The following is a 22935-nucleotide window of genomic DNA, read 5'->3' on the forward strand; positions in this document are numbered from 1 at the left end:
TTGGGCCGCGGGCAAGCTCCTTGATTTTGCAGCATGGAGTTGATACAATAAATTTCTGGTATACTAGAGTCAGTGGCCTGGCAAATGGCGATGAGGAGGATGAGCATGGGTAAGAAGAATGATGGTAAAGTATTAGCACAGAACAAGAAGGCTTCCCATGATTACTTCATCGAGGATACCTTTGAGGCAGGAATGGTACTGACTGGAACAGAGATCAAGTCGATTCGTAACGGAAGAGCGAATATCGGCGATGCGTTTGCAACGATTCGGAATGGCGAGATCCATATTCATAACATGCATATCAGCCCGTTCGAGCAAGGTAATCGGAATAATCCATCGGATCCGACTCGTACGCGCAAGCTGCTGATGCATAAGGCACAGATCAGCAAGCTGCTTGGACTGTCCAAGCAGGAAGGATATGCGATTGTGCCCCTGAAAATCTACATTCGTAACGGTTACGCCAAGCTGCTGATCGGCCTTGGTAAAGGGAAGAAGCAGTATGATAAGCGGGAAGCCGCAGCCAAGCGTGATGCTCAGCGCGATATTCAGCGCGTGCTCCGCGAGAAGCAGAAGGTTGCGCGGTAATCTTTACTCGATTTAAAAGGCCAAAACCTCGGATTGCAGCGACATGGTATTTGCTGAAATCCGAGGTTTTTATACTCCTAGAGTGAGGTTGGCGGCTTTTTATTTTCATCTTCAAGTTCGAATTTTGATTTGAATCTGGAATCTGTGTCAGCTTCGACCGGATTGCCTGCATGCGAGCTATTATCGAATCCATCCTCTGGGCTAGTCTCCTGATCCGATTCATCCTGTGTTTTGTTCTTGCCTTTGCCACGGAGCTTGCGGAACAACCAAATGAACGGCAGCATCAGCACGAACCAAAATTTCTTAATCAGCACGGCAAGCAAACCAAACAGTCCAGCTTTTTTGGCGACCGCCAGTCCCGCTCCGCCTAAGATGAGTCCCGTCAATCCCATCGAGGATTTTTTATCGACCGCAGGATCAAAATCCTCATAGGTTTTCCCTGGGTTAATAACGAGGTTCGGCAGGATGTCACGCTCTAAAGTCGCGCGGTCTGCTGCTAGATTCTCAGGATCCGAAGCCAGAATGACCGATAGGTAGCCGGTACGCGTCAATATTCGGACGTGGTAGTTTATGGTCTTCTCCCCTTTGTAATCGTGCAGGAGCAAAGACCAAATAAGACTCCGCGAGGATTCGTTATACACCGGTGGGATGTCCCATCCTTCAACATAAAGACGTTTCTCCTCTAAAATTTCTTTGTTGGCTTCTTCCGTGCCTTTTTTGAAGCTATCCAGAAGTTTGTCGGCATCGATTTTGGTCTTCTCATCATCCGAGATATGACCCGAATCTACGTATTCAAAATAAGCAACCCAGTAAGCATCCTCGTCTATAGGAAAGACAGCACCGATCTCTAGGTCGGAAGGGAGCAGTCCATATTGTCTGATATATGTCTTGATATCTGCGCCATTGAGAAACATGTAATCCTCATTAATGGTGACTTGGGCGATATTTCCTACGGGAATTGGCTGATTCGAGCCTTGGATCCAATTCAGTGGGGTCTCATTGACGGCTTCAGCACTGGCAGATAAAGGCGCAGCGAAAGTACTGATGATTAGGATCCATGCCATCATAAGTTGTGTTGCATGACTTTTGAATAAACGGCTAATTTTCATAACATCCTCCAATATTTGTTTGATCAACCATTTATATCGGCGGATCTTGTTAGACTTTGTAGATTAATGTTTAATATATACAATAGGACATTGTGAATCAGCCGTTGAAAACTTGCATTTCGGTGCTTGGGTTGTTACAATTATGATCACCTGCCAGTAAATCACCAGACATGGAACATGGCAAAGGTGGTATAATGATTGTAGGCAAATTGAGCGTTGTTCGCTGATTTGCTATGAATAGGTGCAAATAGCACTTATGCTCGGAATGAACAGGCATCAGCTGCCGACCCATTCGAGTCGCTGTTTAGGGCTGCGGTTCTTTCTGAACATGACCGCTTGTCTTATTTCGGGGGCGTTTTTGGATTCGACGGGGGTAGATCGAGCATAGGTAGCGGGTAGTGGGGACGCGTCCGCTTTATCAACGCTAAAGCCAATTAAACGGCAAACAACAAAACAACTTCGCATTAGCAGCTTAATAACCTGCTAGCGAGCTCCTACTCTGCATCGCCCATGTGCCGGGATAGGGGCCCAACTTTAGTGGGATACGCTGTCACATCTCCGCCTGGGGTGTGCTGAAGAAGACAAACAGGCTGACCTTAGCGATAGCCGGTTACGGGGCGCTTGGGCGTCGCTTTCGATGCCAGTCATTGCTAGCAATGACTCTTAGGTGACATCAAAACCGTGACTACACCCGTAGAAGCTTATGTGGCGTTGCCTTCGGACAGGGGTTCGACTCCCCTCGCCTCCATATGTACCACCAGAAAGACCACCGCTGAAGGTGGTCTTTCTTTATTATACCTTTACCGAGCATCTCCCCAATCAGCCCCGAATGTCTTATCTTGGACTTTGCTTAGCACTAGAATCTAACTTATAATAATAGGCTAATTCATACTGCGTTAGGAGGAGACAATGGAATTTATCAAAAATCAACTAGACGGATATGGCATGAGCGAACAAACCATTGGATATCTTTCGAATATGATCATGGTCGCTTTTATAGCTGTGGTCTGTATACTGGCTAATTTCATAGCCAAAAAAATTGTGTTGAAGACGATTATTCATATCGTCCATAACAATAGGTATACGTGGGATAATATTATTTTGGAGAAAAAAGTGTTTCATAAGCTGTCGCATCTCGTGCCAGCCATCATCATTTATTATTCTGCTTCTATCTTTCCGCTTTATCAAGCTTGGATTGAAAAGGCTGCGCTAATGTACATGATTATTGTAACCGTCACGGTGCTTAATGCGCTGCTCAATGCTTTTGATGCGATTTATCGTTCGTTTGAAATCTCTAAGATCAGACCGATTAAGGGATATATTCAGGTGGCGAAAATCGTCCTATTCATCGTTGGCGGCATTGTAGTGATCTCGAGCCTCATCGGTCAGAATCCCTTGATCATTCTCAGTGGCCTTGGTGCTTTATCGGCTGTTCTGATGCTCATCTTTAAGGATTCCATATTAGGCCTGGTCGCAGGCGTTCAATTATCATCGAATGATATGGTGCGTGTCGGTGACTGGATTGAAATGCCTAAATATAATGCGGACGGCGATGTGATCGATATTACGTTAAACACGGTTAAGGTTAGGAATTTCGACAAGACGATCACAATGCTTCCGAGCTATGCGCTCATCTCGGACTCGTTCAAGAATTGGAGAGGCATGCAAGTGTCCGGTGGCCGAAGGATTAAGCGATGCTTCTATATCGATACGAGCAGCATAAGCTTTTGTACCGAGGGAATGATTGAGGAATTCAAGAAGATTCACTTCCTTACCGAATATGTCACGACAAGATTAGATGAAATTAACGCATACAATCTGGAACACCGGATTAATACGGAAAGCAAAGTGAACGGTAGACAGCTTACGAATGTGGGCGTATTCAGAGAATACATTCATCAATATCTGCGGAACCATCCGAAAATTCACCAGGAAATGACGCTGATTGTCAGACAGTTAGCGCCGGGAGATAACGGACTGCCATTGGAAATTTACGCTTTCAGCAATGATACCAACTGGGGAGTTTATGAATCGATTCAAGCGGACATTTTTGACCACATTTTTGCGGTTGCGCCAACATTCGGGCTTCGTGCCTTCCAAAATCCAACGGGCCACGATATCGCCCAACTCAAAGAAAACACGCAATTTTCGCGAGGGTATTGAGATCGAATCGGAGGTAAGTTGAAGCGATTTGCAGGGTGAAGGAGCACTCGTAGACACCTATGTGGCGTTGCCTTCTGACAGGGGTTCGACTCCCCTCGCCTCCATACTGAAAACCCGCTCTTTGAGCGGGTTTCTCTTATTATTAAATGATAAATTGTAGTTTGGATATAGAAACAACAAGGAATCGTCGAGAACTTCGTCAAAGAAGAACTAGAACTGAAAATGAAGCTAGAACAGATTTTGACCCAATTAAAGGATTCTAAGCTGAATGCTTATAATCAAATGGGCAATGGGCAGACATTTAGTTTAAAATAGATCGTAAGAGAAGGTGCCTGCAATAGGTACCTTAATATAATGGAGGTTACAACATGATTACTGGTGAGATCAAAAACAAGATCGATACTATTTGGACAACATTATGGACAGAGGGGAATACAAACCCTTTAACAAATATTGAGCAATTAACATACTTACTCTTCATTAAAGGCCTAGATGAAGGCGAACTGGAAAAAGAAAACGAAGCGGAATTTTTAGGGCTTGAATATAAAGGGATTTTCTCGGAAATGCCAGCAGACTTCAATGAAGTGCAAAAGAAATACTGGCCAATGATGCGTTGGACACAGTTTAAGAACTTACCTGCCCAAGAAATGTATGAAGTAATGGTGAATACGATTTTCCCATTCATCAAAACGTTAGGTGGTAAAGAAGAATCTGCATTCTCAAAGTATATGAAAGATGCAATGTTCCAAATTAATAAGCCTGCTACATTACAAAAAGTAGTAACAGCACTTGATAGTATCCCAATGGAAGAACGTGATACAAAAGGGGACATTTACGAGTACTTATTATCGAAGCTACAACAAGCGGGGACAAATGGTCAATTCCGTACACCACGTCATATTATCAATATGATGGTAGAAGTCATGAAGCCGTCACCAGAAGATATCATTATCGATCCGGCAATGGGCTCAGCGGGTTTCCTAGTTTCAGCAAGTGAATATTTACGAAAGAACCATCAAGACTTGTTTTTAGTACAAGGGTTAAATGAGCATTTCCACAATCACATGTTCTATGGTAACGATATGGATACAACGATGTTACGTATTGGAGCAATGAACATGATGTTGCACGGGGTAGATGCTCCAAATATTGATTATCGTGATTCACTATCTGAAGAAAATAAAGATGAAGATAAGTACACATTAGTACTAGCGAATCCACCATTTAAAGGATCGTTAGACTATGATGCTGTATCGAATGACTTATTAAAAGTAGCGAAAACGAAGAAAACAGAGCTACTATTCTTATCACTAATTTTACGAGTGTTAAAGGCTGGTGGACGTGCAGCGGTAATCGTACCGGATGGCGTATTGTTCGGTAGCTCAAATGCGCATAAAGCTATTCGTAAAGAAATTATTGATCACAATAAATTAGAAGCTATCATTTCAATGCCAAGTGGCGTATTTAAGCCGTATGCAGGGGTTTCAACAGGTATTATGATTTTCACGAAAACAGGTACAGGTGGAACGGATCACGTATGGTTCTATGATATGAAAGCGGATGGATATTCATTAGATGATAAACGCGCACCAATTGAAGCGAGTGATATTGAGGATATTATTGCCCGTTTCAGTAACTTACAAGGTGAAGTAGAACGTAAACGTACAGAGCAATCATTCTTTGTGCCAGTGGATGAGATTCGTGAGCAAGGGTATGATTTGTCGATTAATAAGTATAAGGAGATTGAGTATGAGGAAGTGGAGTATAAATCTCCGAAGGAAATACTTAAATACGTTCAGCAATTAGAGGTTGAAATTACTCAAGGGTTAGAAGAATTAAAGGAGCTATTAAAGTGAAACTGAAAGAACTCGTTGACATTATTGGTGGCGGTACTCCATCTCGTGATAACGGCGTTTATTGGAATGGGAAGATACCATGGGTAACTGTTAAAGATATCAATCGGGAGTATATCGATTCTTCACTTGAATATATTACAGAAGAAGGACTGAATAATTCTAGTACAAACTTAGTTGAGAAAAATAGCATTTTACTACCTACTCGAATGGCTCTAGGAAGAGTAGCCATTAATACAGTTGATGTAACTATTAACCAGGATTTGAAGGCATTGGTACCTAAAAATTCTGAATTGATTGATAGGAAGTTTTTATTTTACTTTCTAAAAAGTAAAGCAGAATATTTGAAGTCTCAGGGGAAGGGAGCAACAGTTAAAGGAATAACTTTAGATATTTTAAGAGAATTAGATGTTCCATTACTGCCCCTAGAGAAACAGAAACGAGTAGTCAATATTTTAAACATTGTTTATAACTTAATTCAACATCGCCAATCCCAAATCACAGCATTTGATGAATTAACACAAAGTTTGTTTTTAGAGATGTTTAGAGAAGACATAATAGGAGGGAGGAAATTCCCCAAAAAAACCTTGCAAGATATTGCAATAGTTGGCTCAAGTAAGCGTGTATTTGTAAATGAGTTAGTAGATAGAGGAATCCCATTCTTTAGAGGTACAGAAATAGGTGAACTTGCAGAGGGTAAAGATATTTCTCCAGAATTATTTATTACAGAAGAGCATTATAGAAATTTAAAGGAGATTAGCGGTGTACCTAAAATAGGTGATTTATTAATGCCTTCTATCTGTCCTGACGGTAGAATTTGGATTGTGAAAGAGGATAGCCCTTTTTATTTTAAAGATGGACGAGTTTTATGGATAAATTTTAAAGATAACTCTGTTAATCCTGTGTATATTCAATATGCTTTAAAAATAAAATTAATAAATGATTATTTGAAAATTGCCTCTGGCACAACATTTGCAGAATTAAAAATCTTTTCCTTAAAGAATATTGAACTTATAATCCCTCCAGTTGAATTACAAAATGTTTTTGCGGAAAGATTGCTAGTGATTAACAATGAAAAGGAAAAAATGAAAAAATCTTTATTGTGGATGGAGAATCTTTATAACTCACTTCTCTCCAAAGCCTTCAAAGGCGAACTCTTCCAAGAACAATAACTATCTCGCATAGGAGATGAGTATATGTTGAACTTCGATTTTTTAAAGGATAAACAGTTATTCACTAGCTTTGCCAATGCCTGTTTTGAAGCGGAAAAGGCGATGCAAGTTAGCCCAGCCACGGTTGCGATTTTATCGCGCCGTGCGCTCGAGCTTGCGGTGAAGTGGGTATATCAGTTTGATAATGATGTTAAAATACCCTATCAGGATAACCTTTCAAGTTTGATTCATAATCGTCACTTTTTGGGCATCATTGATGAAGAACTTTTGCCAATGATGAAATATGTGGTAAAGCTTGGTAATGCAGCTGTACATACGAATGTGGCAATCACTCGTGATGAAGCGGTGTTGTCTTTACATAATTTACATCAGTTTGTGGCATGGATTGATTATTGTTACGCAGAGGAATATACCGCATCTACGTTTGATGAAGCGTTACTGTATGATGCAGTGTATAAGCGAGAGCGTCCAGAGGAACTAAGTGATTTATATGACAAGCTAAGTGCTAAGGATCAGTCACTTGAAGAGCTTCGTAAGCAGAATGAAGAGCTCCGGGCGCAACTCACGGCAAATCGTGTAGAGTCACAACGAGATTACGATTTTGATGTCGATACGATTTCGGAATTTGATACGCGTAAACGTTATATCGATTTAGACTTAAAGTTAGCTGGTTGGGAAATTGGCAAAAACATTGAGATAGAATATTCGGTAACAGGTATGCCAAATGCAAAAGGCGAAGGTTACGTGGATTATGTGTTACGGGGTACGAACGGTAAAATTTTAGCTGTTGTTGAAGCAAAACGTACTTCACGTGACCCCAAAGAAGGGCGTAACCAAGCAAAACTGTATGCCGATTGTGTAGAGCAGATGCAGGGGTTACGACCAGTCATCTTTTATACAAACGGCTTTGAAACGCATATTTGGCATGATCCATATGCAGCACGTAAAGTGTCAGGATTCTATACACAAGATGAGCTGCAATTGTTAATCGACCGTCGCCAAATGAAGCGTCCTTTAACGAATGTTGAAATTAATGACGATATTACAAACCGTTACTATCAAAAAGAAGCGATTCTAGCGATTTGTGATACGTTCAGTAACAACCAACGAAAAGGCCTGCTCGTAATGGCCACAGGCAGTGGTAAGACACGAACGGCGATCTCATTAGTCGATGTGTTAACGAAACATTATTGGGTGAAAAACGTACTGTTTCTTGCGGATCGTACATCTTTAGTGAAGCAAGCATTCCGTAACTTCAACACACTACTTCCGAATTTATCATTAAGCAATATGCTAGAGAAAAATTCGAACCCTGAAGCTGCTCGTATGGTGTTCTCGACGTACCCAACGATGATGAATGCGATTGATGAAGTGAAGCGTAAGGACGGTAATCGTTTATTTACGATAGGGCATTTCGATTTAATTATTATCGATGAGTCACATCGTTCGATTTATCAGAAGTATAAAAGCATTTTCGATTACTTTGACGGGATGCTTGTCGGGTTAACAGCAACGCCTAAGGATGAACTTGATAAAAATACGTACACGATTTTTGATTTAGAAAACGGCGTACCGACCTTTGCCTATGAATTAGCGAAGGCTGTAGAAGATGGCTACTTAGTTGATTATCGTACACGAGAAACGACGTTGAAAATTTTAGATGATGGTATTCGTTACGATGATTTATCTGAAGACGAAAAAGAAGAATTTGACGAGATTTTTGAAGACGAACCGCAAGTAAGAGATATTGATAGCTCTGCGATTAATCATTTTGTATTTAACAAGAACACAATCGATCACGTGTTAAGTGACTTATTGGAATTTGGCTTGAAGGTTGAAGGTGGAGATAAATTAGGGAAGACCATTATTTTCGCCAAAAACCACAAGCATGCGATGGCCATCAAAGAACGCTTCGATTTGAAATTCCCTGAATACGGTGGTAATTTTGCAGAGGTAATCGACTATAGTGTGGAATATTATCAGACGCTCATTGATGACTTCTCAACACCGGACAAAATGCCACAAATTGCTATATCGGTTGATATGTTAGATACGGGAATTGATGTGCCTGATGTATTAAATCTAGTCTTCTTCAAAAAGGTACGCTCGAAAACGAAGTTCTGGCAGATGATCGGCCGCGGAACACGTCTCCGTAAAGACTTATTTGGACCAGGATTGGATAAGGGCTACTTCTTAATTTTTGATTATTTAAGAAACTTCGAGTATTTCCGTGAGAATGAAAAAGGCGAGGAAGCGAAAATAACCCAAACCTTAACGGAAAAGTTGTTTAACGCTAAAGTCGATATTGTACGTGAATTACAATCGCTTCAATATCAAGAAGCACCGTTTATTTCATATCGTGAACAGCTATTGAAGGAAATTGTATCGGACGTTCGAGCATTAAAAGATGAGAACTTTCGAGTGCGCCAATACTTACAATATGTGCATAAGTATCAAAATGAGGAGAGCTGGCAAGCGTTATCGGTCGTGCAGACCAATGAAGTGAAAGAAAACATTTCACCGTTAATTACACCGATTGAAGATGATGAGTTAGCCAAACGCTTTGATCTGTTAATGCTGACGATTGAATTAGCGAGCTTGCAATCAAATAATGCCACAAAGCCAATTCGCCGAGTTATTGATACAGCCGAAGCACTTTCAAAACTAGCTACAATTCCACAAGTATTAGCACAAAAAGATGTGATTGATGACGTACGAACGATGGAATTCTGGGAAGAGGCTTCGCTTGCTGATCTAGAAAGGGTGCGTATTGCACTACGTGATTTAATTCGCTATATTGAGCGTTCGAATCAGAAAATCTATTACACGGATTTCCAAGATGAAGTGATAACTGTTGCAGAAAATGCGTCGATTTATAATGTGAATGACTTACAAAGCTATCGTAAAAAGGTGGAGCATTACTTAAAAGAGCATCAACATGAGGACACATTAGCGATTTATAAGCTGCGTAACAATAAACCATTAACGAAGCAAGATGTGGAGTACTTAGAGCGAATTTTGTGGAGTGAACTTGGTTCCAAAGAACAGTACGAAAAAGATTATGGCGATACCCCGGTAACAAAGCTCGTTCGTAAAATCGTCGGTCTAGACCGACAGGCTGCTGTTGAAGCATTTTCAACGTTTATTTCTGAACAGAACTTAAATTTACAACAAACGAAATTCGTTGAGCTGATTATTGATTACATCGTTAAGAATGGCACATTAGAACGCCAAGCATTACAGCAAGATCCGTTTAGTTCAGTAGGTGGGATTATGGTTGTGTTCAAGGACCAGCTTCTAAAAGCTCGAGGAATTTTGGATATCATTGATCATATTAACCGTAATGCGGAGGATATTTCTTAAGGGCTATTTACAAAGTCCTTTTTGACACAATTTTAAGTGGGATTTTTAAAAGCAGGAATGTTGTTATATTAACGTTTCTGCTTTTTGCTATTGATGTATTTTTGATGAAATACAGCGATAGTGACAGGGTCCCTTGCATTGAATGAGATGACAACGACTGCGAAAAAGTCATGAGATTACGACGGTACATACCTTTTATATTAAAAGGACACTTTAGTTATGATTTTTATTTGATACTTTAGGAATGCAGCAGAACATGCGGCAGTATTTCTAAAGAAGGCGTGCTAAGCGTGTTTTCCAATCTGGAATATTTCGCTAAATCAATCGTATTTATCGCGCTAGTGTTGCCTCTGGCGCTTGGCTTCAGCATTATACCAGGTATGAATCCTTTGCTTATATGATGACGCCAATTGTGCAAAGCCATGGTTCGCCTCCACCATCATGAACACCATCCGCATGAGGATGGTGTTTTTGTTTATAATAAGTCAAAGCATTTCCTACAGTTGGAGTGAAATAGATGAATCATAATCATAATGAGGGAACAATGATATCGGTACTCAATATGGATGGTCAAGAACTAACACCATGTTTGCCTCATCGAGCTTGGCGGGAAGTCGAGCGTTCGCGTGCCGTCTGGATTGATGAGGAGACGATCCAATTACTTTATAACCCGTTCTTATTTCGTGACTATCGAAAAGTAGCGCTAAAACGGGATCATCACACTTGTTTGTGGTGCGGACGTCCCGCCACGACAGTGGACCATATTATCCCCTCAAGCAAAGGCGGCTCGGATCTTCCACACAATCTGCTTGCTTCATGTAGCGATTGTAATACGAAGCGAGGAAACCGTACTGCGTTCTCTTATCTTGCCGAAAATGCACATTCGGCTCCTAATCTTATCAAGCTTTGTTGGCGCATTTTTAGAGCTAAATACAGACATCGTTAATTGTAAAAAACGATACTTGAGCAAAGGTAGAGAATTGTCGTTTCTACCACTAAAGTCACTACAGGCATCGTAGCAGGCGTTTGCTTTACCGACATTAAAACTGTGACTACACCCATGCGAAGCTCGCTTATGTGGCGTTGCCTTCGGACAGGGATTCGACTCCCCTCGCCTCCATATTGAAAATCCACAACCGATTGAGGTTGTGGATTTTTGCGCTTCGTGATATGAAGATTTATTTTTCCAGAAGATTGATCATTATTTGTTTTATAGTCAAACTGTACACCCAGAAGGTGTCTTTTGCCTCTTGAGAATTATATGTTTTACTAAGTTGACGGTATCAAAGGAGAAATGTATAATTAAGGTAACAGATCCCGCCCGCGCCTCTTAACAATGCGAAACTGGGCGGGCCATTTTATTTTTACGGAGGTTTTGGCTATGAAATTGAATGCTGTGCCTGAGTTAAAGCCTCCTGCAACATATAAAGAAATGGTTGAGATTTTGAAGTCCCGAGGTTTAGTTATTGTAAATGAAGAAAGAGCCATCGAGATTTTTCAACGTATTAGTTATTTATCGACTTACAGGATATCTGCTTCCATTTAAAGTGAACGAAGAAAGTTACTTAGGCGGAACAACCTTTGAACAGATCGTGGATCTATATGAATTTGATATGCGTTTACGATCGTTACTTTTAGATATTTTTGAATATGTAGAAGTAAGCGCACGTTCTAGGATTTCCTATCACCTTGCTCATAAGTACGGAGCGGAGTGTTATAAAGAATCATCTAATTTTTCTTTTCGAAAAATAGAAGACTATAATAACTTCGTTGCAAAGATGAATGATGAATTGGGACGAAGTAAAGAGTTGTACGTTGCTCACTATAAAAGTAAATATGGTAGTCGATATCCAATATGGTTAGCTGTTGAAGTGTTATCATTTTCTAGTATGTCTATCTTGTATACCAATTTAAAGCCTGAAGATAAAAGAATAATATCCAAACAATATGGATTGAAGACTGCTAGTCTGTTGGACAGTTGGCTCCATTCGATGTGCGTCCTCCGAAATCGTTGTGCGCATTTTTCAAGGATATACGACACTAAGTTAACTAAGCAAGTATCGCTAACTTTTAATGCACAGGACTTAAAAATACAACCGAATTCATTATACGGCGTTATTTTCACCTTGAAGTATTTGGTTCGGGAATATTCTATTTGGAATCCTTGGATCATTAAATTAAGTGCATTAATCGACCGATATGATCATGTCTGTCAACTTAATAGAATGGGTTTTATTGAGGATTGGGAGAGGCATTTGAGATCCGTTCCGACAGATATTCTTAGGGAGTAAATGATGCATGACAATCATACGGGAGTCTCTAGGCATCAAAGTTTTTCACTTCACCCATGCGAAGCTCGCTTATGTGCCGTTATTTTCGGACAGGGGATCGACTCCCCTCGCCTCCATACATAAAACCCGCTCAATGAGCGGGTTTTTATATGCTTTGAACTAGAATGTTGCCGAACTCTGATCAATGAACTATGGTAGAAATATTAACTTGGTGGATCCCCCTTTAATCTGAACAGTTGTGTCATTTTCCTGTAGCGATAATCAAAGAGCCCTAGATTTTTTAATGAATCGAGGGCGCGTTCGATAAGAATTCTGATATATACCCATTAATGATGGTACTCATCACAATTGAACTAACGTTCTCCGTTAGCTTCACTATAACTTCCATCGTGCCAAACTTTCGCAAAGAGCCTTATAAGCACGCACCGCGATATTAGCATCATCTGCAAGGATGGTGATTGAATCCTCGAGATACGAGACAATTATTCGCAAATAGAATTCTCCCTCCCCTTCAATCCAGTAATAAATTTGATAAATCATTTGTTCTTTACTGGCGTGCTCTAGTACCACTTTAGCATCTATAAATTCATCAACTATAGCCTAGGAAGAAAAGGTAAATAAGTACGCGAACCCAGAGGCTTCCTGTACCCGTAGATGATTAGTTTATTTTCCCAGTCTCCAACAATTCTATTCGCCATCTTTAAGCTCCCATCTCTATTTGATACTACTGATATTTTCATTTCCACTTTTTCGCTCAAGAACTGGTAGGCGCTGTTTCAGGTGTACGAGGAAGCTCGCGCGCTGCGGAGCAATGAGTTGATATAGCCAAGTTATCACTCCTAAAATTGTTCATAATAATTTTGCCATTTATTGGAGCTGCTCTGCCCGTTAACTTAATGAAGTATCGTCATCGTCAGTCTACCACTTTATTTTTCTGTTTAGAACTTTATTTTCTTCTAACATCTGCTCTTTGCTTTTGGATTTTATTTAGGTCTCCTCCTGTCACACAAAACTTAATGAAAATTTCTTGAGTTCTGCCAAAAATGCATCCACAAATGTAGTAGTTAATAATTTATTAGGAGTGTGCGGGGTATAGTCTATATGATACAGAGAAACACACTAATTCAATGTTTCTTTTCGTTTCGGCTTCCATTTTACGGGAGGAACGGATGCCGTTTATATAAAGTAAAGATAGAGCTTAAGAAGATCTTCCCGGTGATAACGTTTTTGCCCCGCTCTGATGCCTGAATACACCTGAAACCCCAATCGATGACTCGAACAGGAAAATCGTCCGAGTAAATGAATTTGATGTCTTGACTCACCTTCGATATAGGGCATATAAGCTCATCTCCTTTGATATAGAGATTCAACAAAGAACAGAAAAACGAGGATTTATTAATAATTGTTAGACAGTCTGACGTACGGTTTGATGAGGAGGGGCTGAAAAAAACTCAGCCCTTTACTCTAGATTTAATCGGTGTTATACGGCTGAGGAATATCTTCTCATAAGGAAATATGGTTATGAGTAGCAAAGCGGATATACAGATAATATTTGAATGCACTCTTCTCCCTAGTTAACATAACCGCAATGTTTAATGATAACCAAGTCACATTGCAGATTTGTATTGGAGCATAGTTTACCTCTAGATATGACAGAAAGACTCAAGGGCAGCAGGGGGAGAAAATTTTCTCACTGCACTTAGTATAAACACTTACTCAGAAAGTTTGGAAAGGAGAAAAAATTTAATTTTAATTATAAAATAAGCGGAAATATTCTTCCTCAAATGTGAGTTGTCTGTTATGATGAATATAACGATTTATTCACATTTTTGGGGGTTGGTAGGTTGTATGAAGCACACACAGAAACTAATTAATTCCACCAACACGTATTACTGATCTCTAGTATTTATTCTTCCTTGACGAAGGCGGATAAGAAAGTTGCCGATGCTGTACAGAGCAATCCTGAGGAAGCGGTACTGGCTACAGTGACAAATTTAGCGGAACAAGCAGGTGTAGGAGAAACATCTGTTATTCGATTTTGCCGGACTTTAGGGTTAAACGTGGAAATTCAACATGATTCCAAATCATAGCATAAGAGGAATACTCCATAATTATTGTTGGAGGTGATGCTTATAAGAAATTCGGCAAAAAATAGAATTGTAGACGAGATAAGTTGTATATAAGAGGGAGTGCTTGGGAAGCTGTTTTTTCATGAACAATATGGGGAGGTACGATAATGAGATTAAAGAATACGCTGTCTTTCATCTTATGTTTTGTTCTCATTTTTTCAGGAATGACGTTGAGTGTGTCGGCCGATGAAGCCATCACGGCGAAAGCTTCAAATGGCAACACCATCAGCATTACAGCAGTGAATCGAGCTATCGGAGCTTCAGATGAAATGATTTTGTTTACGCGAGAAAACAGTAGTAAGCTCACAGATTCGAACCCTTACGCGGCTGCCGCAGTCGTGGACTACCATGAAGGTATTTACAGCGTTACGGACGTCACTTATCGTGAAGGGGCTGTACAAATACCGACGAATGGCTTTGTACTGTTTGGTCACGGATCGAGTGAACAGTGGATTAAAGAAAATATGAGTCCGGGAGACCCGGTTGAGATTGTTGGCTACACGCTACCTGTACCGGTAGTCGGAGGTCCACAGCTCATCACAGAGCAGGGCACCATACCGATCGACGTTGTAGATCAGGATCAACCGACCAACACCATCGCGGTCTATACACGTCATTTTGGTGAGATGACAAGACCATTCTCTGAAGATACCGTTCAATATATCATCACCAATGATGTGTCAGTCGTGAAAAGCACATATGATGTCCATGGTCAGAGTGGAACCTACATTCCTGCGAACGGTTATGTCATTTCGGCTTCTGGCAATGCTGCGTCATCCTTGAATTTGGAGGTGGGACAGTCCGTACAAACGATTAACTTAGATATTCCTATTCTGCCTAGCAAATATTTGAAAGTGAATGGTATTGCGGTAGGCATTGATAAAATAAATGGACCGCGTGGAGCGGGAGAAGTGGTGTTGTACCAGCCTACTTATGGCGCAACCACCAATCAGAATGCTTGGGGAATGGAGCTTACAGTTGTTGGCAATAAGGTAACGGGCGTCGTGGAGATTGCATACGATCCCAACACTGGGGCTTATCTTGATAACAACTCATCCATCCCATCGGATGGATATGTACTGTCGATTCAATCGGCAAGTCCATTCTATAACCAACTAGCGGGTAAAGTGCGTATCGGCACAGAGGTTGAGCTCGTGACGGACAGTTTAATTTACCAAGCCGCTAGAACTTCGTTTGATGCATTTAATCCGAAAGTGAAAGAAGATAATCCCGGAGGCTGGGACAATGTTGGCAATGTGCCTTATCCAGGATTTCGTGGATCGGATCAGTTGATCGTCTATGATCGTAATTATGGTGTGGAGACTGGCACGAACCCATGGGGCAATGAAATCATTGTTAATGCGGACGGATATGTGACGAACAATGGCGGGAACAACAGTAAAATTCCTGAAGGCGGCTATGTATTATCCGGTCATGGGGTTAAAAACACATGGTTAAAGAACAACGCACTGGTCGGAGCCAAATTGAGTCTGGATTTTGCTAAAAAAGAAGTGTTGGTTATTTTTACGCCGGAGTCTTATTTAGATAAAGCATCGATAAGTATCGATAGCGCAGAGAAGGCGCTCCAGTTATCCAAGAATCAATTTATGGATGTGCCTTATGCCGATATTGAACAGAAGATTGTAGAAGCGAAGGCCGTTTATGAATTGGCTAAACAGCGACTAAATAAAAGCGGTACCAACGGATTAATGGATTTACTGAATGAATTGGATCAGAAAGTTACGGATGCAAGCTATATGAATTTTGAGTCTCCGAAAGTACAAACTCGAGGTCTCTGGATGCGGCCGAAGGAGAAGAACTTGGAGCAGGTTCGAGATCATGTGAAGAAAATCAAAGAGACCGGTATCAATGCGATTTATCTGGAAACGTGGTGGGATGGATATACCACTTGGCCAACGTCTTTGCCAGATACTGAATTAAATCCTTTGTATGAAGGCTTTGATGTACTTGGAGCATTTATTGAGGAAGGCAAGAAACAGGGGATTGAAATTCATGCCTGGGTGGAGAACTTCTTTGTCGGCGGACCGGTTGTGGTGAATCATCCCGATTGGCTTATGGAAAGTAGAAAAGGTATGAATTATGAAGAAGGTAGTCACAATGCCAAGTGGTATTGGCTTAATCCAGCGCTCCCGCAAGCTAGAGATTTCGTTGCTTCTGTATACGATGAACTCATCACGAAATATGACATAGCTTCACTGCATTTGGATTATGCGAGGTATCCAGGGTCCGGAGATTACACGAATGATTTTGGTTACGACACGTATACCCGTAATTTGTTCAGCGAGAAATATGGCGTTGATCCGCTTGACCTTCATCCAGGAGATCGTTACTGGGATGAATGGCTACAATTCCGTGCGGACATTATCAATACCTGGGTCGTTCGGGTAGTTAACGAGGCGCATCAAATCAAACCAAACCTACAAATTACAACTGCGGTATGGCCGAATTATGAAGAAGCACCGAAATCGCACGCACAAGAAGCGAAATACTGGTTAGATCATAATTTGATCGATCACTTGTTCCATATGTCATATGCGCCGGGTTCGGAATTAACGGTAACTGACTTGAGAAACTCGATGGCATTAGCAGGGGACAATGCATTCGTCTCATCGGGTCTAGATACGTTCCAAGGCAATCCTACATCGGCTGTTGTGGATCAAATTACCGAAGCGACAAAGAATGATGGAGCTGGAGCCGCATTATTTGAATTTGAAGGACTATTTTTTAATTATAAGTATGACAAGTTGCTGAAGATTGGGGTGTATCGTAATCAAGCCATTTTGCCTCAATATGATACGACCAAGCCTCTAGCGACCGTGATGGAAGAGATGATCCGTAAAATCAATGAGATTTACGTTCCCTTCCAAGGGATGAGCCATAAAGAGGGCGAGAAACTAATACAGAAACTTGAATCCGCTGTAAAGGTTCTAAATGTGAATCCCAATATGACGGATGAGACTGCAAGTGAGATGAAACAAAAGATCGACAGCATAAGCAAACTTCTTGCAAGCAACTCGATCAATACAGAAGTGAAGAATCGAATGAAGCATGATTTGGACTATGGCAGCAAAATGATAGACATCTATTTCTCCAAAACAGCGAAAACGCAATTAAGTAATTTGACGGTGAACTCGGGGAAGAAGTTAATGAAGTTAACGCCTTCCTTCTCACCATCGACGTATGATTACAGTGTAAAGGTCGGTCATTCGTTTACGCAGGTAGACATTACGGCGAGTACAAGTAATCAGAATTCAGTGATTTCCGTGGATGGCAAGCATGTTGAAAATGATTCGGTCATTCCCGTACAACTTAAAGTGGGATCGAATCTAGTTACGTTACAAGTAATGTCCGAAGATGGACTAATGAAAAACTACACGGTGACGATTCAGCGCGCTGGTAATGATAAAGGGAACCACGAAGAATAACGACAGAGTTGAAACTGCAATATTTAGGCTTCATCAATTCCTAATGAATTCAGGGGGTGTCAGAGATCGATTTGGCACCCCGAATTTTAAAATTTATATAGTTGAGGTGATCCCAATATGAGTCTATCCATCGAAAAAGGTGCAAATGTGTTGTGGGTTGATTTTATTGCGAATGGAGTTCGACTAGCGGATCGTGCAGAGAGGCAGCGCCTTGTTAACAATGCGAAGCAAGCTGGAGTAACCCACTTGGTGGTGGATGCCAAAATCCCCTATGGACATACGACATTCCTAAGTTCTTATGCTTATCATGTAAGTTGCTGGTCGGACGGACGTTATCAAGTATGGGAAGGAAGAGACTTTCTTGCGGAAATGATAGAGGAAGCGAGTGTTGTCGGGCTTCAAGTCATTGCCAATATGGATGTATTCGCTGAAGGTACGACGCATTCAAGAGACGGTATTGCTTATGACAAGAAGGATTGGCAGGTCATGCTGTATAATCCGAGTCTTTCTTCGGAATCGGTTGCAGCTGAAAATGCGGATGATGATACGATTTTTGTGAATCCGATTCATGAAGAAGTTCAACTGCATCAACTTGGGATTCTGAAGGAGATTGCCTCGAACTATAAAATTAGTGGTATTGTGCTAGACCGCTGCCGCTATCCGAATGTCTATGGTGATTTTAGCGAATTAAGCAGGAGAGCATTCGAACAATATATTGGGCAGCCGGTAGCACAATGGCCACAGGACATTTTTACCTTACAAGAAGGTACGAAACAAATCGAGTATGGGCACTGGTTCGCGAAATGGACGGAATGGCGTGCTCTGAACATTAAACATTTCGTGCAATCTGCTAAGCAAGTTGTTAAATCGACAAATCCAAGTCTGTCGTTCAGCATTTATGTCGGATCGTGGTATCCGTTATATTACAACGAAGGTGTCAATTGGGCCAGTGAAACATATCGTTCGAACTTGCCATGGGCATCAGAAGAATATCATATTTCCGCGTATGCCGATGAATTGGATTTCATTATGACAGGTTGTTATTATCCCGAAGTGCGAATTGAAGAAGCCGTACATAATGGCAGGCCTGCGGAATGGTACAGCGTAGAAGGCGCGATCCAAATGAGCCTAGAGGCAATTAACGGGCAGATTCCAGTCATCGCGAGCTTATATTTGAAGGATTATGAAGGAAACGTTGATCAATTTGAAAAAGCTGTTCGGATGTGCCGAGAACGTACGCACGGTGTCATGTTGTTCGATGTGAGCCATTTGGATGATTATAGCTGGTGGGAGCAACTGGATTCTGTATTTTCTGTGAAATCTTGAAGTGAGGGGCGAATGATGGCGGGTTACTATATCAGCATGTGCAGAACGAAGCTACGCCGTATTTCGATCGATTAAAAGCCAACGTGAATAGGAGTCAATACATGTGAAGAAAATAATCTCCTATTATTCAAAAAATAGTGGAGAATTTGTTTGGTGCGTGTTACAATGAACATGCAAGAAGGGAGAAGGTTGCAGGAACGACTCTTATTCCGAAATAATTCATGGATTGGAGCAACTACAGATATAGCGTAGAATAATAAGGCTTTTTTGTAAGCGCTACCGTTTTCGGACTTACAGTCATTCCTTCTCCTTGCTTTGAGAGATAGTTTATAAAGAAGAGAGGGTGTTGTGGCATGAGTTTCAAAGGTAGAAGGTTGATTTCATTACTATTAGCATCAATGATGATGGTGGGGCTATTGGCGGCGTGTGGTTCGGATTCATCGGGCAACAAGGGGGCTGCTTCAAGTGGGAACGAAGATAGCAAGAAGCCCGCGGAACAAGTCACGGTAGAGTTCTGGACAATCTCATTGCAGCCGACCTTCAATGATTACTTCAACAAATTGATTGCGGATTATGAAGCGCAGAATCCGAATGTCAAGATCGATTGGAAGGACTACCCTTACGATGCTGTACTGAACAAGCTCATGACGAATATTGCTGGCGGTGATGCGCCAGACGTGGTGAACCTTAATACGGAGCTGGCCAATCAGATGGGAACCAAGGGTGCATTGGTTGACTTCAACCAAGAGCTGACAGCGGACCAGAAGGCAGCTTATTTCCCGGGAATCTACTCCTCAACAGAAATGAACGGCAAAGGGTTCGCACTCCCTTGGTACACTGCATTGCCCGTCCTATTCATGAATAAGGATCTGGTGGAGAAAGCTGGACTGAATCCGGACAATCCGCCGAAGACGAAACAGGAATTGAACGAATGGGGTCGCCAGATTAAAGAGAAAACCGGCGCCTACGGTTACATCTTCACGATGGAGGCGCGCACTCTGCTGGAAGAGAACTTGCCGTTCCTGACCGAGGATTATAAGAAGGCAGCTTTTAATACACCGGAAGTGGAAGAGTATGTTAATGAGAATTTACAGCTGTTAAAAGACGGCGTCATTCCAAAAGACATTATCGACTACGATAAACAAGTGCAATACTTCGCGGGTGAGCAAGTGGCCATGTCCTTATCCAGCTCGCCATTCATTAACAAGATCAAGACAGCCGCGCCGGATGTATACAACAAAATGCTTGCCGTTCCAAGTCCGGTTGGCAAAGCGGGCATCCGCTATTCCAACACGATGAACATCGTCGTGCCTTCGGCAACATCTCATAAGAAAGAAGCGGTCGACTTCGCTGTATTCGTAACGAATGCTGCCAATCAACTGGAATTCTCCAAGCTCGCTAATACATTGCCTTCCACAGTAGAGAGCGCCAAAGATCCGTTCTTCTCGGAAAATGACGGAACTCTGGAAGGGATGGCTAAGGCCGTATCTGCAGTCAGCCTTGATAAAGCCGAGGATTTCTACATCGGCGTTGAGAGTGCCAAAGACGTCAATCAGGCCGTCACCAAAGCATTGCAGGAAATTTATTTGAACGGTGCTGATGCGAAGAAGACATTGACTGAGGTCGAGGGCGAGGTTAACAAAATCTTAGGCAACTAAATACGTCTGAGTGGGCAGGCTTGTCCTGCCCGATTCTTATAGATATAGAACTATCTTTAATAAAGGTGGTGGAGGAGTACTATCATGAAAAAAACATCCTTCTTTACTAGATTCGGCAAGTCGGAAGCGTCAGTGGCTTGGCTCTTCATGACACCGGGTTTGATTCTACTGGCCCTATTTGTCTTCTGGCCGATTATTTATAGCGTACCGCTGGCGCTGACGAATTACTCCGTCATAGGCAAGACCGAGTTTGTCGGTTTGGATAATTTCGTCAAAGCATTGCAGGATAAGAGCTTCATCACATCGCTGGTCAACTCGTTGCTATATGTAATTGTTGTGCCATTTATTCAGATTTTCTCTATTCTTATGGCGATTCTAGTAAATAGCAATGTCAAAGGAATTAAAATCTTCCGTACTGCTTATTACATCCCCGTCGTTACTTCTATGGTTGCAGTAGCGCTTATTTGGGGCTGGCTGCTCAACCAGAATGGGGTCATAAACTATGTGCTGTCCAATGTAGGGTTAATGAAAGAGCGAATTACCTGGCTGTCCAACAAAGATACAGCACTGTGGACACTGATGTTCATTACGATGTGGAAGGGCCTTGGCTACTATATGATGATTTATTTGGCCGGATTGCAATCCATTCCGAAGGATCTGACAGAGGCTGCGACGATTGATGGCGCGAGCCGAGCTCAGACGATTCGTAAAATTACAATTCCGCTGTTGAAGCCGTATGTCTTTTTCTGCACGCTTATTTCACTAATGGCGGCAATCCGTGTGTTCGATGAAGTGTTTATCCTGACGAAAGGTGGACCGGGGGATTCAACTTTAACATCGAGCTTGTATATTTATCAGCAAGGCTTCCAACAATTTGATTTTGGCTACTCCTCGGCACTTGGCTTAATTGTCAGCGTCATGATTGCCGCGCTTAGTATTATCATCTTCAGATTCAACCGGAAGGGCGGTGTCAATCCATATTAATGGATGCATGATATGAGAAGAAAACCACTTCGATTAGTGAGATCATTATTGTTGTATGGAGCTTTGATTTTATTTGCCATTTTTATGATGGGACCGTTCCTATGGATCTTCAGTGTGTCGCTTATGCCCGGCAAGAATGTGTTCAGCTTTCCTCCGGCGATCTTCCCGACTTTTATCGACTTTGACAATTACGTCCAAGTGTGGAATTACATGGACTTTCCAAGATATTTAATGAATACCGTTATCATTGCTCTGATGGGCGTCGTTATGAACATCTTTTTCTCCTGTCTAACGGCCTACCCGCTCGCCGTATTTCGGTTCAAAGGACGGGATCTTATCTTTGCCTTATTGGTGGCGACGATGATTATCCCAGCTGCAGCCGGGATGGTCGTCAACTACTTAACGGTGAAGGCACTAGGCTTGATGGGCGGGTTTCTTGCAGTCGTGCTTCCTTCAGCGGTTACCGTGTTCAACGTATTCCTAATGAGACAGGCGTTTATGGGCATGCCACATGAGCTGCGCGATTCCGGCAAAGTGGACGGTGCCAGCGAATTTCGTATTTGGCTGCAATTGGCGCTGCCGATTGTGAAGCCGGCGATCGCCGTTATCGGACTATTGGAGTTCATGGGGATGTGGAATAGCTTTCTCTGGCCGATGATTGTGCTTAATGATACGAAGCAGTATCCTATCGCGTCCGCGCTTAGCTTTTTAAATGGCCAATTTTCCTATAATTTTGGCTGGATTGCCGCCGGTACCGTCATTTCGGTTATACCGATTATCATCGTGTTCCTGTGCACCCAGAAATATTACATGGAAGGTGTATCCGGAGCAGTTAAAGGATAGGAGGACACTACTC

Annotated in this window: 15 protein-coding genes and 1 other RNA gene; 14 read left to right on the forward strand and 2 right to left on the reverse strand. The window is 41.8% G+C overall.

Features of this window, described 5'->3' with window-relative positions; genetic code table 11:
* Positions 1 to 105: 105 nt before the first annotated feature.
* Entirely contained in the window at positions 106 to 585 is a 480-nt protein-coding gene (smpB, locus tag ACE3MQ_RS12785) for an SsrA-binding protein SmpB (RefSeq protein ID WP_379393141.1), read from the forward strand.
* Positions 586 to 662: 77 nt separating this feature from the next.
* On the opposite strand, the gene ACE3MQ_RS12790 is transcribed toward smpB, so the two are convergent.
* A complete protein-coding gene (locus ACE3MQ_RS12790; protein ID WP_379393143.1) occupies positions 663 to 1694 on the reverse strand; it encodes a DUF2167 domain-containing protein in 1032 nt (343 codons plus the stop codon).
* Positions 1695 to 2042: 348 nt separating this feature from the next.
* Between ACE3MQ_RS12790 and ssrA the strand changes: the two genes are divergently transcribed.
* The 5 genes from ssrA to ACE3MQ_RS12815 all read left to right on the forward strand — a co-directional run bounded on the left by ssrA (position 2043) and on the right by ACE3MQ_RS12815 (position 10245).
* Positions 2043 to 2445: a transfer-messenger RNA gene (gene ssrA, locus ACE3MQ_RS12795) on the forward strand.
* 158 nt (positions 2446 to 2603) lie between these two features.
* Positions 2604 to 3857: a mechanosensitive ion channel family protein gene (locus ACE3MQ_RS12800; RefSeq protein WP_379393145.1), complete on the forward strand. Its 1254-nt coding sequence runs from the start codon at positions 2604 to 2606 to the stop codon at positions 3855 to 3857.
* Positions 3858 to 4225: 368 nt separating this feature from the next.
* A complete protein-coding gene (locus tag ACE3MQ_RS12805) occupies positions 4226 to 5713 on the forward strand; it encodes a type I restriction-modification system subunit M (protein ID WP_379393147.1) in 1488 nt (495 codons plus the stop codon).
* Complete coding sequence (locus tag ACE3MQ_RS12810; RefSeq protein WP_379393149.1) at positions 5710 to 6882, forward strand: restriction endonuclease subunit S; 1173 nt, start codon at positions 5710 to 5712, stop codon at positions 6880 to 6882. The genes ACE3MQ_RS12805 and ACE3MQ_RS12810 overlap by 4 nt, the downstream gene beginning before the upstream one ends.
* Positions 6883 to 6906: 24 nt before the next feature.
* Complete coding sequence (locus tag ACE3MQ_RS12815) at positions 6907 to 10245, forward strand: DEAD/DEAH box helicase family protein (RefSeq protein ID WP_379393151.1); 3339 nt, start codon at positions 6907 to 6909, stop codon at positions 10243 to 10245.
* 238 nt (positions 10246 to 10483) lie between these two features.
* Here the strand turns inward: ACE3MQ_RS12815 and ACE3MQ_RS12820 are convergent, their stop codons facing one another.
* The gene (locus tag ACE3MQ_RS12820) at positions 10484 to 10669 is read right to left on the reverse strand and encodes a hypothetical protein (protein ID WP_379393153.1); all 186 of its coding nucleotides are present in this window, start codon (positions 10667 to 10669) and stop codon (positions 10484 to 10486) included.
* Positions 10670 to 10807: 138 nt separating this feature from the next.
* Between ACE3MQ_RS12820 and ACE3MQ_RS12825 the strand changes: the two genes are divergently transcribed.
* From ACE3MQ_RS12825 to ACE3MQ_RS12860, 8 genes are all read left to right on the forward strand, one after another.
* Positions 10808 to 11191 carry an HNH endonuclease gene (locus ACE3MQ_RS12825; RefSeq protein WP_379394038.1) on the forward strand — a complete coding sequence of 128 codons (384 nt, stop codon included), beginning with the start codon at positions 10808 to 10810 and terminating at the stop codon, positions 11189 to 11191.
* 526 nt (positions 11192 to 11717) lie between these two features.
* Positions 11718 to 12536: an Abi family protein gene (locus ACE3MQ_RS12830; protein ID WP_379393155.1), complete on the forward strand. Its 819-nt coding sequence runs from the start codon at positions 11718 to 11720 to the stop codon at positions 12534 to 12536.
* A gap of 1895 nt (positions 12537 to 14431) precedes the next feature.
* Complete coding sequence (locus tag ACE3MQ_RS12835) at positions 14432 to 14626, forward strand: MurR/RpiR family transcriptional regulator (protein ID WP_379394040.1); 195 nt, start codon at positions 14432 to 14434, stop codon at positions 14624 to 14626.
* 146 nt (positions 14627 to 14772) lie between these two features.
* Positions 14773 to 18111 carry a family 10 glycosylhydrolase gene (locus ACE3MQ_RS12840; RefSeq protein ID WP_379393157.1) on the forward strand — a complete coding sequence of 1113 codons (3339 nt, stop codon included), beginning with the start codon at positions 14773 to 14775 and terminating at the stop codon, positions 18109 to 18111.
* Between the two features lie 117 nt (positions 18112 to 18228).
* The gene (locus tag ACE3MQ_RS12845; RefSeq protein WP_379393159.1) at positions 18229 to 19437 is read left to right on the forward strand and encodes an alpha amylase family protein; all 1209 of its coding nucleotides are present in this window, start codon (positions 18229 to 18231) and stop codon (positions 19435 to 19437) included.
* A gap of 353 nt (positions 19438 to 19790) precedes the next feature.
* The gene (locus ACE3MQ_RS12850; protein ID WP_379393161.1) at positions 19791 to 21095 is read left to right on the forward strand and encodes an ABC transporter substrate-binding protein; all 1305 of its coding nucleotides are present in this window, start codon (positions 19791 to 19793) and stop codon (positions 21093 to 21095) included.
* 84 nt (positions 21096 to 21179) lie between these two features.
* A complete protein-coding gene (locus ACE3MQ_RS12855; protein ID WP_379393163.1) occupies positions 21180 to 22079 on the forward strand; it encodes a carbohydrate ABC transporter permease in 900 nt (299 codons plus the stop codon).
* A gap of 12 nt (positions 22080 to 22091) precedes the next feature.
* Complete coding sequence (locus tag ACE3MQ_RS12860; protein WP_379393165.1) at positions 22092 to 22922, forward strand: carbohydrate ABC transporter permease; 831 nt, start codon at positions 22092 to 22094, stop codon at positions 22920 to 22922.
* Positions 22923 to 22935: the final 13 nt, after the last annotated feature.

The organism is Paenibacillus lentus (assembly GCF_042714055.1).
GTDB lineage: Bacteria > Bacillota > Bacilli > Paenibacillales > Paenibacillaceae > Fontibacillus > Fontibacillus lentus_A.